Origin of the sequence: Thalassotalea euphylliae, from assembly GCF_003390375.1 — a bacterium.
GTDB classification, from domain to species: domain Bacteria; phylum Pseudomonadota; class Gammaproteobacteria; order Enterobacterales; family Alteromonadaceae; genus Thalassotalea_F; species Thalassotalea_F euphylliae_A.
This window is the reverse complement of the sequence record NZ_QUOT01000001.1, coordinates 2,663,089-2,678,414: the sequence shown is the minus strand read 5'-3', so window position 1 is coordinate 2,678,414 and position 15,326 is coordinate 2,663,089. Positions and strand designations below refer to the sequence as shown.

Genomic DNA, 15,326 nt, shown 5'->3' with positions numbered 1-15,326 from the left:
ACTAAGGTAAAAGGTGCTCACCCTGCCACAGTTGCTCAATCGTTTCGCGCTCTCTTACTAGGGTACTGGTGTCGCCATCAACCATAACTTCAGCGACACGTGGACGACTGTTGTAATTAGAACTCATGGTAAAGCCATAAGCACCGGCCGAGCGTACCGCCAATAAATCACCAGCTTTAATCGCTAATTCGCGGTCTTTACCGAGAAAATCACCCGTTTCACAAATTGGCCCAACAATATCGTAATTGATGTTCGGCTCATCTTGGCGCTGCTCAACAGGAATAATATTCTGCCATGCCTGATAAAGTGATGGTCGCAGCAAGTCGTTCATCGCGGCGTCAACAATGGCAAAGTGTTTGTCTTGATTGGTTTTTAAGAATTCAACTTCGGTCACCAAAATACCAGCGTTGGCCATTATGGCGCGGCCCGGCTCGTAAATTAGGGTAATATTGCGACCGGCAATTTTCTCTGCAATCGCTTTCGCGTATTCATTAGGATGCGGTGGTTGTTCATCGTTATAACAAACGCCTAAGCCGCCCCCAACATCGATATGAGAAAGCTTAATACCTTGTTCGGCAAGGGTATCAACCAACACTAATACACGGTCGAGTGCGTCTAAAAACGGCTGTACTTCGGTTAGCTGCGAGCCAATATGACAATCAACCCCTTTAATGTCGACATTGGCAAGTGTCGCTGCGTGTTGATAAAGCGCTGGAGCTTCTTCAATGCTAATACCAAACTTATTTTCTTTTAAGCCAGTTGAAATATAAGGGTGTGTGCCAGCATCAACATCTGGATTAACGCGAAATGACACAGGTGCCTTTTTGCCCGCCTTACCCGCAACGTGATTGATGCGCTCTAGTTCAGCAGCAGATTCAATATTAAAACAGTAAATACCGTGGGATAGGGCATAAGCGATTTCGTCAGAGGTTTTACCTACTCCAGAGAAAACTACTTTAGCAGGGTCACCACCAGCAGCTATCACGCGGGCTAATTCGCCCTTGGAAACGATGTCAAAACCTGAGCCTAAACGCGCCATCACGTTCAGCACCGCTAAGTTGCTATTCGCCTTAACCGCATAACATACCAGGTGAGGGAGCTCACCTGCCGCTTGATCAAAGGCATGCCAGTGACGTTCAATTGTCGCGCGCGAGTAGACATAAAGCGGCGTTTGATATTGTTTTGCCAGCTCAGTAACAGCGCACGCTTCGGCATACAAGGAGTCACCTTGATAGTTAAAATAATCCATTAGTTTTCTCCTGCATCCGATACTGGCTGTTCTTGCTCAGGCTGCTCTGGCGTTTGATAAAGTGGCGCTTTTAAGCCACAACCAGCAAGCAGACAAAGTACAAAAAAGCAGGCACAAATTCGGTTAAGTTTTGTTTTCATTTTTTAATAAGTTAGCAGGCAAAAATTAAGGTAATACGCTGGTATTACGGCATGTGACTGGTATTATACGCACATGCACATCTACAAATACAAGTGTTATCACTCTTGGATCTGATAAATGAACGATAGCCAATACAATTTCATTGCTGACGAGTTATTACTCGCGGTAGAAGAAGCCATTGAAGACTGTGGTACAGACATCGACTACGAAGGTGTTGGTGGCATGCTAACCTTGGCATTTAAGAACGGCAGTAAAATTATCATCAATAAGCAAGCGCCACTGCACGAAATTTGGGTTGCCACTAAGTTTAATGGTCACCACTTTGTGTTAGAAAACGACCAATGGCGTGACAAACGTGCTGGCGATGAATTTTGGCAGTTTTTGTCTGCCGCCGTTGCCAAACAAGCAGAAGCTGACATTACGTTAGCACAGCCGTAAGCGCTAATTCCTAGCACTCAGCCGTAAGAGACCATCATGACCACAGTAAGAATCGCGACTCGCAAAAGCGCTTTAGCCCTATGGCAAGCGGAATACGTAAAAGCTCAATTAGAGCACTTTCACCAAGATATCACCGTTGAACTTGTCCCAATGACAACCAAAGGCGATATCATTCTTGATACGCCACTGGCTAAGGTAGGCGGTAAAGGCTTGTTCGTTAAAGAGCTAGAAGTTGCCATGCTAGAAGGGCGCGCAGATATTGCCGTGCATTCGATGAAAGATGTACCTGTCGACTTTCCAGAGGGTTTAGGGCTGCAAGTTATTTGCCCTCGTGAAGACCCGCGTGATGCCTTTGTTTCAAACACTTACACCAGCATTGACGAGTTACCAGAGGGAGCTATTGTTGGCACCTCAAGCTTACGTCGTCAGTGTCAGCTAAAATCGCAGCGTCCTGACTTAGAGATTCGCGATTTACGCGGCAACGTGAATACGCGCTTGAAAAAGCTTGATGACGGCGAGTACGACGCGATTATCCTTGCCTCGGCAGGCCTTATTCGTTTGGAAATGTCCGAGCGCATTAAAGCCTACATTGAACCAGAGCAAATGTTACCAGCAAATGGTCAAGGTGCTGTCGGTATTGAGTGCCGTACCGATGATGAAACCATCAAGCAATTGTTAGCACCGCTAGAATGCCAAGAAACTCGTGTTCGAGTGCTGGCCGAACGTGCTATGAACCGTGCGCTTGAAGGCGGTTGCCAAGTGCCAATCGGCAGCTACGCTATTATTGAAGACGATGAATTGTACTTACGTGGTTTAGTGGGTTCAGTTGACGGTAGCGAAATTATCGAAAGCGAAATTACTGGTAGCGTTGAGCATGCTGAGCAAATCGGTCAAAAACTTGCCGATACGCTATTAGGCTTAGGTGCTAAGCGTATTCTTCAGCAAGTTTATGGCGACTAACATAGTCAATAAATCACACCTTCAGGCGAGCAACTCACGCAAGTCAAGCAAACCCAAATTGCTGATTACTCGCCCTGAGCCACAAGCTCAACAATTAGCTAGCCAACTTAACTTAGCTGGCTATCAAACCCTTTGCCAACCGATGTTTGCATATTCAGCCGCTGGCAATCAGAGTCAACTAAGCCAGACACTAGAGACGCACCTGCCCGACATTACTATTTTTATTAGTAAAGCTGCGGTCGAGTGGGCGAACCAAATACTGCCCCTTAGTACGTGGCCAACTGCCACCACCGCCATTACTGTCGCCGTTGGTAGCGCAACCCTTACCGCTTTGCGTCAACTGGGTATCAAGCAAGCTATTTGTCCGCCTCAGCATGATAGTGAAGGCATGCTGGCACTGTCTGAATTAAGCCAAGTAACCAACAAAAACATTCTTATTGTGCGCGGCAATGGCGGCCGAGAGCTACTGGCAAATGAACTGGTTATACGCGGTGCAAATGTTCGCTATTTCGAAAGTTACTATCGCCAGTGGCACGAGTTTGATCCGCATCAAGCCCAGCAGTGGCGTAGCCAAGGGGTAACAGGCATTATTGTGACCAGTCAGGCATTACTTGAAAGCACTTGGCAATTAACCCAAAATGGAACTCATTCTGAGCATAATAATAATTTTTGGCAAAACACCTGTTTATGGTTTGTTGCTAGCACGCGTATTGCACAACTCGCAAGGGAATATGGACTTAAGCACGTGATTTGTACTCACGGCGCAAGTGCTCAAGCCATCATCACCACGCTGAACCAATTGGAATCTATAAATGACAACTAACACAACGCCGGAGTCGGCTGATAACAACGCAAAGTCATCTAAGGTTGAGACATCAGCCAGTGCAACAAAAGTTGCTACGAAAAAAGCGCCTACGCCCACTCAATCACAGTCTAGTGCACCGCAAGCACATAACGCTATTTCAAAAGTCGGCTTGTTGGCTTTAGTGCTGTCAGTTGGCGCATTCGCTACTATTGGTGGTGGATACTTGTGGCTACAAGAACAACAAAAGTTGCTACTTAGCGAACTGAGCCAACATCAGCAACAACAAAATAACAGTGTTGAACAAAGCTTAAAACAAGCCTTAGCAAGCCAACAACAAAGCACACTTGCACAAATTCCACAATTGGCAGAGCAAGCGGTTGCACCAGCAATATCACCAGTGCAGCAAGAGCTCGCGCAGCTAAAAGCGCTGACTTTAAGTTTACAACAAACGAAAAATACGCCGTGGCAGCTAAAAGAGGCAGAATACCTGATCCGCGTAGCTAGTCGTTCACTGTGGTTAGAGCAAGATGCCCAATTGGCAACTCGCTTACTTAACGAAGCGGATGACAAGTTAAAAGCAACTAAGAACCCAGAGTTCTTGCCTGTGCGCAAGCTGATCAGCCAAGATATTGCGGCATTGAACTTACTACCAGAATTAGCAACTGATGACGTTATTCTCACCTTGATGGGTTTAGCCGAGCAAGTTAATCGCTTACCGATTGCGATGGCACATTTACCAACGCCAACGGAAGCAGAGCCCGATCTTGAATTGTCTGATGACATTGCCGACTATAAAGAAAATCTTGCTAAGACATGGCAGAAAATAGCGAATTACTTCTTTACGGTAAAACGTCGTGCAAGCAACGTTGAAGCATTGCTTAGTCCTGAGCAACAAAACATTTTGCGCCAAAACTTAATACTTAAGCTACAACTTGCCCAATGGGCCGTTAGCCAGCATAAAAAGGCGCTATACCAAGAATCGCTAGTTAAGGTGAATGCTTGGTTAAGTGAGTACTTTGATACTGATTCACCTGAGGTAACAGGGTTTATCGACACCGTGACATCAATGAATAATCAAGTCATTAGCCTGAGCTTACCAAGCAAGCTTGAATCTTATACTGCCATTAGCCGCTTGGTTCAAAGCAGTGCACAAGGCAATGTACCAAGTGACGCACAGGATGACGTGCAAAATGATACTTCACCCGCAGACAACGATGAAAATGAAAAGCGCAAAGCAGATAATGAGCAAGACTCAGCTGGAGCTATTTTATGATCAAGTTAATCCTGACGACCTTATTTGTGCTTGCAGCAATTGCAGTAAGCCCATTACTGATTGGTGAAAAAGGCTACATTCTAATTGCCATGGGTGATCTCACGATTGAGTCTACTGTCGTTACTGCCACCTTTTTCCTAGTCGTATTATTTATTATCTTGCTGTTTACACTGAAGGTATTAAAAGGTGGCGTTAAGCTAAGTACAGGCACTTGGCACAAATTCGCTTTTGCCAACAAGCGTCGCAGCGAGCGTGACTATCGCAAAGGTATTGCCGAGTATTTGCTGGGCAACCACCAACAAGCAGAAAAACTACTAGCAAGCAGCGCTGATAAAAGCCACTCACCACTGACAGCCTACTTAGTTGCCGCCAAAGCTGCCCATCAGCAAAACGATAGTGTAAATGCCGAGCGCTACCTGCAATTAGCAGATCATCAAGGGCAGAATGTAAAAGAGCATGGCATTGAAAGCATTTTAGTGCAGATAGACATTTTGATGGCGAACAAACAATGGCAAAAAGCGCGTGAAATGCTTGATAACTATCACACGCATATTGGCCATGATCACCGGCTACTCGCTCATGAAATCACCCTGAGCATTGCCGAACAACGTTTCGAGCATGCGATTGACTTTATTGCTAAGGCGAAAAAACAAAAAGCGATCAGTGGCGACCAAATCAGTGGCTGGCAACAAGCGGCTTATTTGGGGCAGTTTGAGCAGCTAGTGCATGATAAAAGTGCCCAAACACTCGAACAATACTGGCAAGGCCTAGCGCGAAAGCTTAAACAAGATAACGATATTATTACCGCTTACTGCCAAGTATTAGCCAAACATCAGTTAACCGAACAATTAAACCAGTTGCTATTGCCTGTGATTAAGAAAGGTAAAAACACTGACCTTATCAATCAATTAAAAACAACCCCGCTTGCCGCACCAAGCGAGCTGATTAAGGTAACGCAGCAACACTTGCAAAAAGACCAACACAATCATTTTTGGTTAAGTTGTTTAGGCCACTTTGCACTGAGCGACAAACAATGGCCATTGGCAGAACGGGCATTTCACAGTATCGCTTCAAGCGCCGAGCCACTGACTTCCCTTGATGCCAAAGGATATGCACGCGCTTTAAGTGAGCAGGGTAAATATCAGCAGGCCGCGGAGCTATTGATAAGCTTGTAATCATATGACAGCAGTACCAACGTCGACTCCACCAGGCAACGCCCAGCCAAACCAGTTTCACCCGATTGCGGTGGCAATGGTACTGGGTCTTATTGGGGCATTAATTAACTGTTTCCCATTTCCGTTTCTACCGGAAGTAGAGTTAATTTTTGGCAACACTATGATTATAGTGGCGGCCATGTGCCTTAAGCCTCAATGGGCACTGCTGACAGCCTTATTAACGGCAACACCGCTTTATTTTACTTGGGGTCACCCATTTGCCTTTTTAACCTTTGGCCTTGAAGCCCTAACAATCTCGTATTTACGCACTAAGGGCTTCTACGTTTTATTCGCCAATATTGGCTATTGGTGCCTCATTGGTATGCCGTTAACAGGCTTTCTGGTCTGGCTGAATTTAGAACAAGGTACAGTTTATTGGCTATTTATCGCTTTGAAGCAAGGGTTTAACGCGGCACTGTACACAACGATGGGCTGCTTACTGGGCTTTTTGCTGAGCGACCAGCTAAACGCCAACTGGTCACAACAACCGCCACTAAAGAAAAAGCTAAGACACCAACTAAACTATGCCATTGTTCTGGTAACCACCTTAGGTTTGTCGGCAACAACGCTTTTTATCAGTCGTGATTTAATCCTTGGAGCACAAGAAGTTGTTGAAACAACTTTAGAAGACAGATCGAGAAAATTTGCTGAAATCATTGATATTTCAATGAAGAATCAACAAAGTGCAATTGCTTTAGCCGCTAACTGGCTGAGTGCAATTCCAGCCAACCAATGGCAGCAATCGCTAGAGCAAGTGCATCAGAGTTATACTGGTTTTCTTACTATGCTCGTGACTGATCACAACGCCAATATAATCCACGCGAGCCCAAGCAAATTACTATTGGTAGATGCCAAGCTCAATGTTGCAGATCGCGACTACTTTCAGCAAGCGATGTTGACCCAATCGCTCTATATTTCGCCCGTGTTTAAAGGTCGAGGCTTCGGTAATGACACTATCGTGGCAATCAGTACCCCTATTTTTGATAGTGCAGCCCCCAATCAGCCAAAAGGTATTGTTGAAGGCTCTGTTGACCTTAGTTTTATTGGCAAAGTTACGGATGCAAAGTTAGGGTCAGAAGCAATAAAAGTAGTGGTCACCGATCAGCACGACAATATTATTTATGCCCACCCCTCATTCAACTTGGAACCGCTCTATCTGTTTGATACGGAGCGCGTGGTTGACACCTCCATCCAAGATCGACTGATTATTGAAAGTTTGCCGGATAAGCAGTTTGCTTACGCCATGACCACGGCAACCATGAACTGGAAGATTTATACGCTGATTGACTACGACGTTACTGTTAAAGAAATTGAGCGCGAATACCTAGTGATATTCTTCGCTTTAATATTCACCTTGCTGTTAACAACGGTTCTTGCGCATCGCATTGGTAATCGCATCACACGCCCATTGCGCTTTATCATTAAGCAAGTCAATAAATACGACAATAAAACCATTACTGAATTTGCGCCACTTTACCAAGTGGCAGCGACTGAAATTGATCAGCTTTACAATGAGCTTAAATCGGACAAACGTTCGGTAAAAGAATATCAGCAGCAGTTAGAGTTTAAGGTTCAAGAGCGAACAAAAGAACTTAACGAAGCGAACCAAAAACTCAAAGCTAGGGCCAATATAGACAGCTTAACAAAAGTGTATAACCGCCATTTTCTAGACAGCCGCTTTGAGCAAATTCAAAAAGCTGCTCAGCGCAGTGGCGATAACCTGTCTGTTGTCATGCTGGATTTAGATCATTTCAAACGCTTAAACGACACCTATGGTCATATTACAGGTGATAATGTGCTGGTTGCTGTCGCTGAAGTGATTAGCCGGGCATTTAGCCGCGAAACCGATCTGGTCGCTCGCTTTGGCGGTGAAGAGTTCGTGATAGTTGCTCCTTATATTTCGCCAGAGGCACTCACACGAAAACTTGAGTCTTTGCGATCAGCGATAGCAGCACTGCAACTAAGTGATTCTTCAGGCCGAGCTATTACGACCAGCGCTAGCTTTGGCGCAGTGATCGCTAAAGCGAGTTTTGCCGACAATATCGTATGTTGGATAAAAGTAGCGGACGCTTGTTTATATCAAGCAAAAGGTAATGGCAGAAACCGAGTCGTTTTAGACGACCAAACGGCAAGTGAGCAAATGGTAGCAGAAGCGGAGCTTTAACTGTTAAGTTAGCTCCGCATTGCTAAAGAGAGAGCCCAGAAAGTGCTCCCTCGAAGTAAGTAAGCCTTAAATAAACGCAAAGGCATCAGCGTACATATGGTCGATATTCGCGCCATGCTCAACAAAATCATTGCGCACTATACCAACCATGTCAAAGCGGCCAGCCAAATAGATGTCGTAAGGTTCAAGGCTAACAATATCTTTCATAACCGCTTGATGCACTAAGCCTGTTTGGCCTTGCCATGCCTCATCCGCTTGCTCAACAACAGGAATAAAACGCGCGTTGGGTAATGATTCAACCATGGCTTTCGTTTGCTCTAGCTCATAACATGCATCCTGCGTGCGTAAGCCCCAATAAACCAATAGTGGACGCTCCGTGCCTTGCTTAGCCAAGTGCTCGAACATCGATTTAATGTAAGAAAAACCTGTACCACCAGCCATTAATAATAATGGACGCTGGCTTTCTTCACGTAAATGCGCATTACCCATTGGCGCTTCGATCGTCACTGAATCACTGTTCTTTAGTTTTTCAATTGCTTGCATTGCATAGCTGTCTTCACCAAAAGCACCGATTTGTAACTCAATTAGCGATTGGTGAGGTGCACTGGCAATCGAAAATGCACGCTTGTCATCTTCTGCCATCACTAAATTAAGATATTGGCCAGGCTTGAACGTCACCGCTTCATTGGGTGCGAGCATCACTTTGTATACATACGGGGTTAAGTTGGTGATCTGTTCAACCCGGCATTCAATGGTATTCATCTACAATAATTCTCTTATGTCTTTTATTTGGAGGCTTTCGGGACTATCGCCAATTCTTGCCATATTTCATCTACCTGCTGCTTCACTGCCTCATCCATGACGATTGGCTCGCCCCATTCTCGGTCAGTCTCTCCTGGCCATTTGTTGGTGGCGTCCATCCCCATTTTTGAACCTAAGCCAGACACTGGCGAAGCAAAGTCTAAATAGTCGATTGGCGTGTTATCAACTAACAGGGTATCACGACTGGGATCCATTCGCGTAGTAATTGCCCAAATCACATCTTCCCAGTCACGTGCATTCACATCATCATCGCAGACGATGACAAATTTGGTGTACATAAATTGGCGCAAGAAAGACCACACCCCCATCATGACGCGTTTGGCATGACCTGGGTATTGCTTCTTCATGGTGACCACGGCCAAGCGATAAGAACAACCTTCAGGTGGTAAATAAAAATCAACAATTTCAGGAAATTGCTTGCGTAATATCGGCACAAACACTTCGTTTAATGCAACACCTAAAATGGCTGGTTCATCTGGCGGACGGCCCGTGTAAGTGCTGTGATATATCGGATTTTCCCGCATCGTTACATGCGTGACGGTAAATACAGGGAATTCATCTACTTCATTATAATAGCCAGTATGATCACCGTAAGGACCCTCTGGAGCTGTTTCATTCGGCGCAATATAGCCTTCCAGCACAATTTCTGCTGTTGCTGGCACTTGCAGGTCATTACTAATGCTTTTAACTACCTGCGTTTTACTGCCGCGCAATAAACCAGCAAAAGCATATTCAGACAAGGTATCAGGCACAGGAGTAACTGCCCCAAGAATCGTGGCAGGATCGGCACCTAAGGCAACCGATACTGGGTAGTTTTCACTTGGATTTACCTTTTTAAATTCTTGAAAATCGATCGCCCCACCGCGGTGTGACAACCAGCGCATAATTAATTTGTTTTTACCTAGTAGCTGCTGGCGATAAATACCTAAGTTTTGGCGATCTTTATGTGGACCTCGAGTGATTGTTAGTCCCCAAGTAATGAGCGGAGCAACATCGCCAGGCCAACAATGTTGAATCGGTAACTTGGTTAAATCGACCTCATCTCCTGACATCACAATTTGCTGACACTCTGCTTTTTTCACCACTTTGGTTGGCATATTCAGTACTTGTTTGTACAGCGGTAACTTGTCTAATGCGTCTTTAAAGCCCTTTGGTGGCTCAGGCTCTTTTAATGTTGCCAGTAGCTGACCAACTTCGCGTAACGCGGCAACATTTTCTTGCCCCATTGCCAAGGCAACACGCTCAGGAGTACCAAAAAGGTTAGTTAATACTGGCATATCAAAGCCAATAGGGTTTTCAAACAACAAAGCAGGACCTTTGGCACGAAGCGTGCGGTCACTAATTTCTGTCATTACCAACTCGGTAGAAATAGGCTGCTTAATTCGTTTTAGCTGACCGATTTTTTCCAGTTGCTTAATAAAGTCGCGTAAATCGCTGTATTTCATATTATATTTTGCTCAAAAATAGTGCTGCTATTATAACTTGCGACGCTAGCGCTCGCTATGTCCTGACGTGAATTTACATAATACTGCTAAGGTTAGACTGGACTATTACGAACTTGAGGCCAATTATGACCAGTAAACTTATTATTTTGCTTATCGCATTAACTGCTTTTGCTTCAAGCGCTTGTGACGACAAAAGCCATAGACAGTTCGATTTTTGGATTGGTCACTGGCAAGTAACGAACAGTGCCAATGATGAGGTCAGTAACAGTAAAGTTTCCTTGATTAACAATGGTTGCGGCATCTTAGAAGAATACCAAACACCGTCTGGTTTTGAAGGAAAGAGTCTCAATATTTATGATCAACTATCTAAACGCTGGCACCAAACCTGGATTGATAATACTGGCCTATTGCTGCAACTCGATGGTGAGTTTAAAGGTAATGTAATGACCTTAACAGGTGAACTGATAGTTCCACACAACCCGCCAGTGATGAACAAAATTACATGGCAGCGGTTCAGTGAAGAGGTTGTAGTTCAGCGTTGGTATACCAGCAAAGATAACGGGGAAACATGGGAACTAGTATTTGATGGATATTACGAAAGAGTTAAGCCTGACAATTAGCCTGGCCTTTGATGAATAACGAGTAACTAGGTGAACCAATGGTCTTGAAGCAAGCTAGCTACTTTTAACAATTAATCGAAACAAGTAATTATGGAAGTAAAGGCGGCTTAACTTGCGCAGCTTCACGCAGACGTTTAATCAACTCTTTGTGTGTTGTTTGACTGGCGGCAAGCCACAGTGTCTTAGTTTCAATATCAACAGGTAGCACTTTAACAAAACGATGACAGTCATGCCGAGTTAACACACAAGACTCCATAAAATGACTTGAGCTCGCTGGAATAACGTCAATACGGTTATTCATTAACTTATCAAAGTTTTGCTCTGCAAATGGAACAGCATGTATTTGGGTAAAGCCTGACGCTCTTATGTGTTGGTCAAGCATAGAGTTGATTACAGTACCGACTCGCATCGATTTAATGCTGTGCTCGGTTATCTCTTTACTCTGCATCACTTGCGCTGTGCTGTAAAAATTATAATCGAGGCTAACTACCGGCGTTACCCACTGATAATCTTGCTCGCGTGACGGTGTGCGCGCTAAGCCAACAATCAGAGTGTTGGGAGCCGTTTTAGCTTGCTCTACCGCTCTTGGCCAGGGAATTAGCTTGAACTGATACTCACCGAGGTTGGCTTTTTGTAACACACTTTTAACTTGCTCAGCCATTAGCCCTTGGTAATTACCCCTATGCATGTACTGCAATGGGTAGGCATCTTCAACCAACACATCTATTTTAGCGAGTTTTGGCTCAGCACTTATCGCCTTACAGGCTAGCAGCATGCTCGCCAGTAGAGTAAATAGTTGCAGTGTCAGCTGTGATCGGTGTTTCATTAAATAGTATTGATTGTGTTGTAAGTAACTGGTGCTTTCGTTATGCGCTTTATCAAGCCTGAAAACAAAAAACACCAGCTTAGCCGGTGTTTTTCAATCAAAGAATCGTACTACTTACGTTTCATTGAGTCGAAGAATTCATCGTTGGTTTTGGTCATTGCCAACTTATCGATAAGGAATTCCATCGCATCGATTTCGCCCATTTCGTGGACAATCTTGCGCAAAATCCACATTTTTTGCAGTTCATCTTGCTTAGTTAGCAATTCTTCGCGGCGCGTACCACTGCGATTAAAGTGAATTGCTGGGAATACACGTTTTTCAGCTACTTTACGAGATAGGTGCAGTTCCATATTACCTGTACCTTTGAATTCTTCGTAAATAACTTCATCCATTTTCGAGCCAGTATCCACTAGTGCAGTGGCAATAATGGTTAAGCTACCACCTTCTTCGATGTTACGCGCAGCACCAAAGAAACGCTTAGGACGGTGCAGGGCATTGGCATCAACACCACCGGTTAGGATTTTACCTGACGATGGAATTACGGTGTTGTACGCACGTGCCAAACGAGTAATTGAGTCGAGTAAGATAACCACATCTTTTTTGTGCTCAGTTAAGCGCTTAGCTTTTTCAATCACCATTTCAGCCACTTGTACGTGACGACTAGCTGGTTCGTCGAACGTAGAGGCAACCACTTCACCTTTTACTAGGCGCTGCATTTCGGTAACTTCTTCTGGGCGCTCGTCGATAAGCAATACCATTAACTCACACTCAGGGTGGTTATGAGCAATGCTTTGTGCAATGTTCTGGAGTAATAGCGTTTTACCCGCTTTTGGTGGTGCCACAATCAAACCACGTTGGCCTTTACCAATTGGTGAAGCTAGGTCTAATACACGGGCAGTAATATCTTCTGTAGAACCATTACCGCGCTCCATCACCATACGTGAGTCACAGTGAACAGGCGTTAAGTTTTCAAATAAAATCTTGTTACGTGAGTTCTCTGGCTTATCAAAGTTAACTTCATTAACTTTCAATAGCGCAAAGTAGCGTTCGCCATCTTTTGGCGGACGAATCTTACCTTGAATCGTATCACCGGTGCGCAAGCTGAAACGGCGAATTTGGCTTGGTGATACGTAAATATCATCTGGGCCAGCAAGGTACGAAGAGTCAGCTGAACGCAAGAAGCCAAAACCGTCTTGTAAAATTTCCAACACACCGCTACCGAAAATGTCTTCACCGCTTTTAGCATGCGCTTTTAGAATTGCGAAAATAATGTCTTGTTTACGGTTACGAGCTAGATTATCAAGCTTCATCGACTCGGCTAAAGCAACCAATTCGCTGATGGACTTCTGTTTGAGTTCAGTAAGATTCATAGTAGATGTTCTTAAACAATAAAATGTTGTTATGTGTTGCCTGCTGGCAGTGCTTGGACGTAAGAATAGGGTTTAGGTATGTGTTACTACAGGGTTAAAGTTAGCATTAAAAACTTGCTAGGTAAAGTAAGCGCCTTGTTTATTCTAATTATTCAAATGCTTTTCAAGCGCCAAAGAAAAAGCTCAGCAATGGCTGAGCTTTTCGTTGATCACTTATAGGTTTGCGTCAATAAACTCTTTTAATTGAGTTTTTGATAATGCGCCTACTTTAGTGTCCGCAACGTTACCGTCTTTGAATAACAATAACGTTGGGATACCGCGAATACCGTACTTTGGTGGAGTACCTGCATTTTGGTCAATGTTTAATTTACCAACAGTAAGCTGGCCGTCATACTCTTGCGCAATATCGTCAAGTAGTGGGGCAATCATTTTACAAGGACCACACCATTCAGCCCAAAAATCAACCAATACTAAACCTGATGCGTTGATTACATCAGCGTCAAAGCTGTCGTCTGTTAGCTGAAGTATTTTATCGCTCATTTCTTTCTCCGTTACTAGATACCTTGCAAGTTATACGAGCAAGAGTATACCTTGCTGATATAGTTATGCGAATAATTCAATAGAGTTTTTTATTATACCAAGTGCAATTTAGGTCGTTTGTTTCGCTTGCGCCGCCAAGTTGGCCTGTTTTTCGCGTTTTCCTGTTATCAATCATTTTTTAACGCCTGATAACCTGTTAAGCTTGCTGCATGAAAAAAACACACTTAACTGAAACCAAGTTTGCCGACCTTGGGCTTGCTCCGCAAGTTGTTACAGGCCTTGAAGCTATGGGCTTCGAGCACTGCACCAATATTCAAGCAAAATCGTTACCTGTTTTGCTAGCAGGCAAAGATATCGCTGGTCAAGCACAAACCGGCGAAGGTAAAACCATCGCATTTTTATCTGCAACCTTTCACCACTTATTGCAACAAGGCAAAGTTGATCATAATCAGCCGCGCGCCTTAATCATGGCACCAACGCGTGAATTAGCGATTCAAATTCACAACGATGCAAAAGCTATGGCCAAAAGCACGGGATTACGCCTTGGTGTGGTATATGGGGGCGAAGGTTATGAATCTCAACGCCAAGAGTTGGAGCAAGGGGTAGATATTTTAATTGGTACTTGTGGCCGATTAATTGACTACTTCAAACAGGGCGTTTATCAGCTAAGCAATATCGAAGTTGTTGTCCTTGATGAAGCCGATCGCATGTTCGATTTAGGGTTTATTAAAGACATTCGCTATATGTTCCGCAAAATGCCAGCGGCCGCCAAGCGCTTGAATATGCTATTTTCTGCGACTTTATCGTTTCGCGTGAAAGAGCTTGCGTTTGAGCATATGAACGATCCGGTCAGTGTCGAAGTTGCCCCAGAGCAAAAAACCAATACGCGTATTACCGAAGAGCTCTTCTATCCATCAAACGATGACAAAATGGCGTTATTGCAAACCCTTGTTGAAGAAGAGTGGCCAGAAAAAGCTATTATTTTCGCCAATACCAAACACATGTGTGACAGCATTTATGCCCACCTTGATGCTGACAAAGTGCGCGTTGGCCTGTTAACTGGCGACGTGATGCAGAAAAAACGCCTGAAAATTCTAGAGCAGTTCACAAAAGGGCACCTAGATATTTTGGTGGCAACCGATGTCGCCGCACGTGGTTTGCACATTCCGGCAGTTACGCACGTATTTAATTACGACTTACCAGACGACTTTGAAGATTATGTCCATCGCATTGGTCGTACTGGGCGCGCGGGCGAGACTGGTCATGCTATAAGCTTTGCTTGTGAAGATTACGTTTTCAACCTGCCAGCCATTGAAAACTATATTGGTCATACACTGCCGGTCAGTAAGTACGACCCTGATGCGCTGCTAACAGACCTACCTAAGCCTAAGCCTCGTCACCGTCGCCATAAGCCACACAACGGTGGTCAAAACAGAGCGCGAAACGGACGCAGATAAGC

Annotated in this window: 15 protein-coding genes; 8 read left to right on the top strand and 7 right to left on the bottom strand. The window is 44.5% G+C overall.

The window, feature by feature from the left end:
- Window position 1 precedes the first annotated feature (1 nt).
- Complete coding sequence (gene lysA / locus DXX94_RS11915) at window positions 2–1,249, bottom strand: diaminopimelate decarboxylase (protein ID WP_116016139.1); 1,248 nt, start codon at window positions 1,247–1,249, stop codon at window positions 2–4.
- A complete protein-coding gene (lptM, locus tag DXX94_RS19205; protein ID WP_147301995.1) occupies window positions 1,249–1,389 on the bottom strand; it encodes an LPS translocon maturation chaperone LptM in 141 nt (46 codons plus the stop codon). The genes lysA and lptM overlap by 1 nt, the downstream gene beginning before the upstream one ends.
- A gap of 118 nt (window positions 1,390–1,507) precedes the next feature.
- On the opposite strand from lptM, the gene cyaY reads away from it, so the two are divergent.
- From cyaY to DXX94_RS11885, 6 genes are read left to right on the top strand one after another with little or no spacing between them, the layout of a single operon-like run.
- Window positions 1,508–1,828, top strand: coding sequence for an iron donor protein CyaY (gene cyaY / locus DXX94_RS11910; RefSeq protein WP_116016137.1), 321 nt, complete (start codon window positions 1,508–1,510; stop codon window positions 1,826–1,828).
- Between the two features lie 36 nt (window positions 1,829–1,864).
- Window positions 1,865–2,788 (top strand): hydroxymethylbilane synthase, encoded by a 924-nt coding sequence (hemC, locus tag DXX94_RS11905; RefSeq protein ID WP_116016135.1) that lies wholly within the window; start codon window positions 1,865–1,867, stop codon window positions 2,786–2,788.
- Complete coding sequence (locus DXX94_RS11900) at window positions 2,778–3,611, top strand: uroporphyrinogen-III synthase (RefSeq protein ID WP_116016133.1); 834 nt, start codon at window positions 2,778–2,780, stop codon at window positions 3,609–3,611. Before hemC ends, DXX94_RS11900 begins: the two co-directional genes overlap by 11 nt.
- Window positions 3,601–4,866, top strand: a complete 1,266-nt coding sequence (locus DXX94_RS11895) for a uroporphyrinogen-III C-methyltransferase (RefSeq protein ID WP_116016131.1) — start codon at window positions 3,601–3,603, stop codon at window positions 4,864–4,866. Before DXX94_RS11900 ends, DXX94_RS11895 begins: the two co-directional genes overlap by 11 nt.
- Entirely contained in the window at window positions 4,863–6,041 is a 1,179-nt protein-coding gene (locus DXX94_RS11890) for a heme biosynthesis HemY N-terminal domain-containing protein (RefSeq protein ID WP_116016129.1), read from the top strand. The genes DXX94_RS11895 and DXX94_RS11890 overlap by 4 nt, the downstream gene beginning before the upstream one ends.
- Window positions 6,042–6,045: 4 nt before the next feature.
- Entirely contained in the window at window positions 6,046–8,244 is a 2,199-nt protein-coding gene (locus tag DXX94_RS11885) for a sensor domain-containing diguanylate cyclase (RefSeq protein WP_116016127.1), read from the top strand.
- Window positions 8,245–8,310: 66 nt separating this feature from the next.
- Here the strand turns inward: DXX94_RS11885 and fre are convergent, their stop codons facing one another.
- Together fre and ubiD are read right to left on the bottom strand one after the other, a co-directional pair.
- Window positions 8,311–9,006, bottom strand: coding sequence for an NAD(P)H-flavin reductase (gene fre, locus DXX94_RS11880; protein ID WP_116016125.1), 696 nt, complete (start codon window positions 9,004–9,006; stop codon window positions 8,311–8,313).
- A 23-nt stretch (window positions 9,007–9,029) separates the two neighbouring features.
- A complete protein-coding gene (gene ubiD, locus DXX94_RS11875) occupies window positions 9,030–10,511 on the bottom strand; it encodes a 4-hydroxy-3-polyprenylbenzoate decarboxylase (RefSeq protein ID WP_116016123.1) in 1,482 nt (493 codons plus the stop codon).
- Window positions 10,512–10,636: 125 nt separating this feature from the next.
- Between ubiD and DXX94_RS11870 the strand changes: the two genes are divergently transcribed.
- The gene (locus tag DXX94_RS11870; protein WP_116016121.1) at window positions 10,637–11,131 is read left to right on the top strand and encodes a DUF1579 family protein; all 495 of its coding nucleotides are present in this window, start codon (window positions 10,637–10,639) and stop codon (window positions 11,129–11,131) included.
- 88 nt (window positions 11,132–11,219) lie between these two features.
- Here the strand turns inward: DXX94_RS11870 and DXX94_RS11865 are convergent, their stop codons facing one another.
- From DXX94_RS11865 to trxA, 3 genes are all read right to left on the bottom strand, one after another.
- Window positions 11,220–11,957, bottom strand: a complete 738-nt coding sequence (locus tag DXX94_RS11865) for a substrate-binding periplasmic protein (RefSeq protein ID WP_147302276.1) — start codon at window positions 11,955–11,957, stop codon at window positions 11,220–11,222.
- A 110-nt stretch (window positions 11,958–12,067) separates the two neighbouring features.
- The gene (gene rho, locus DXX94_RS11860) at window positions 12,068–13,327 is read right to left on the bottom strand and encodes a transcription termination factor Rho (protein WP_116002180.1); all 1,260 of its coding nucleotides are present in this window, start codon (window positions 13,325–13,327) and stop codon (window positions 12,068–12,070) included.
- Between the two features lie 213 nt (window positions 13,328–13,540).
- A complete protein-coding gene (trxA, locus tag DXX94_RS11855; protein ID WP_116002181.1) occupies window positions 13,541–13,867 on the bottom strand; it encodes a thioredoxin TrxA in 327 nt (108 codons plus the stop codon).
- 209 nt (window positions 13,868–14,076) lie between these two features.
- On the opposite strand from trxA, the gene rhlB reads away from it, so the two are divergent.
- A complete protein-coding gene (gene rhlB, locus DXX94_RS11850; protein ID WP_116016117.1) occupies window positions 14,077–15,324 on the top strand; it encodes an ATP-dependent RNA helicase RhlB in 1,248 nt (415 codons plus the stop codon).
- Window positions 15,325–15,326: the final 2 nt, after the last annotated feature.

What these genes read in the sequence shown, in the direction of transcription:
- lysA (WP_116016139.1), bottom strand. Translation starts at nt 1,249, where the DNA reads ATGGATTATTTTAACTATCAAGGTGACTCCTTGTATGCCGAAGCGTGC.
- lptM (WP_147301995.1), bottom strand. Translation starts at nt 1,389, where the DNA reads ATGAAAACAAAACTTAACCGAATTTGTGCCTGCTTTTTTGTACTTTGT.
- cyaY (WP_116016137.1), top strand. Translation starts at nt 1,508, where the DNA reads ATGAACGATAGCCAATACAATTTCATTGCTGACGAGTTATTACTCGCG.
- hemC (WP_116016135.1), top strand. Translation starts at nt 1,865, where the DNA reads ATGACCACAGTAAGAATCGCGACTCGCAAAAGCGCTTTAGCCCTATGG.
- DXX94_RS11900 (WP_116016133.1), top strand. Translation starts at nt 2,778, where the DNA reads ATGGCGACTAACATAGTCAATAAATCACACCTTCAGGCGAGCAACTCA.
- DXX94_RS11895 (WP_116016131.1), top strand. Translation starts at nt 3,601, where the DNA reads ATGACAACTAACACAACGCCGGAGTCGGCTGATAACAACGCAAAGTCA.
- DXX94_RS11890 (WP_116016129.1), top strand. Translation starts at nt 4,863, where the DNA reads ATGATCAAGTTAATCCTGACGACCTTATTTGTGCTTGCAGCAATTGCA.
- DXX94_RS11885 (WP_116016127.1), top strand. Translation starts at nt 6,046, where the DNA reads ATGACAGCAGTACCAACGTCGACTCCACCAGGCAACGCCCAGCCAAAC.
- fre (WP_116016125.1), bottom strand. Translation starts at nt 9,006, where the DNA reads ATGAATACCATTGAATGCCGGGTTGAACAGATCACCAACTTAACCCCG.
- ubiD (WP_116016123.1), bottom strand. Translation starts at nt 10,511, where the DNA reads ATGAAATACAGCGATTTACGCGACTTTATTAAGCAACTGGAAAAAATC.
- DXX94_RS11870 (WP_116016121.1), top strand. Translation starts at nt 10,637, where the DNA reads ATGACCAGTAAACTTATTATTTTGCTTATCGCATTAACTGCTTTTGCT.
- DXX94_RS11865 (WP_147302276.1), bottom strand. Translation starts at nt 11,957, where the DNA reads ATGAAACACCGATCACAGCTGACACTGCAACTATTTACTCTACTGGCG.
- rho (WP_116002180.1), bottom strand. Translation starts at nt 13,327, where the DNA reads ATGAATCTTACTGAACTCAAACAGAAGTCCATCAGCGAATTGGTTGCT.
- trxA (WP_116002181.1), bottom strand. Translation starts at nt 13,867, where the DNA reads ATGAGCGATAAAATACTTCAGCTAACAGACGACAGCTTTGACGCTGAT.
- rhlB (WP_116016117.1), top strand. Translation starts at nt 14,077, where the DNA reads ATGAAAAAAACACACTTAACTGAAACCAAGTTTGCCGACCTTGGGCTT.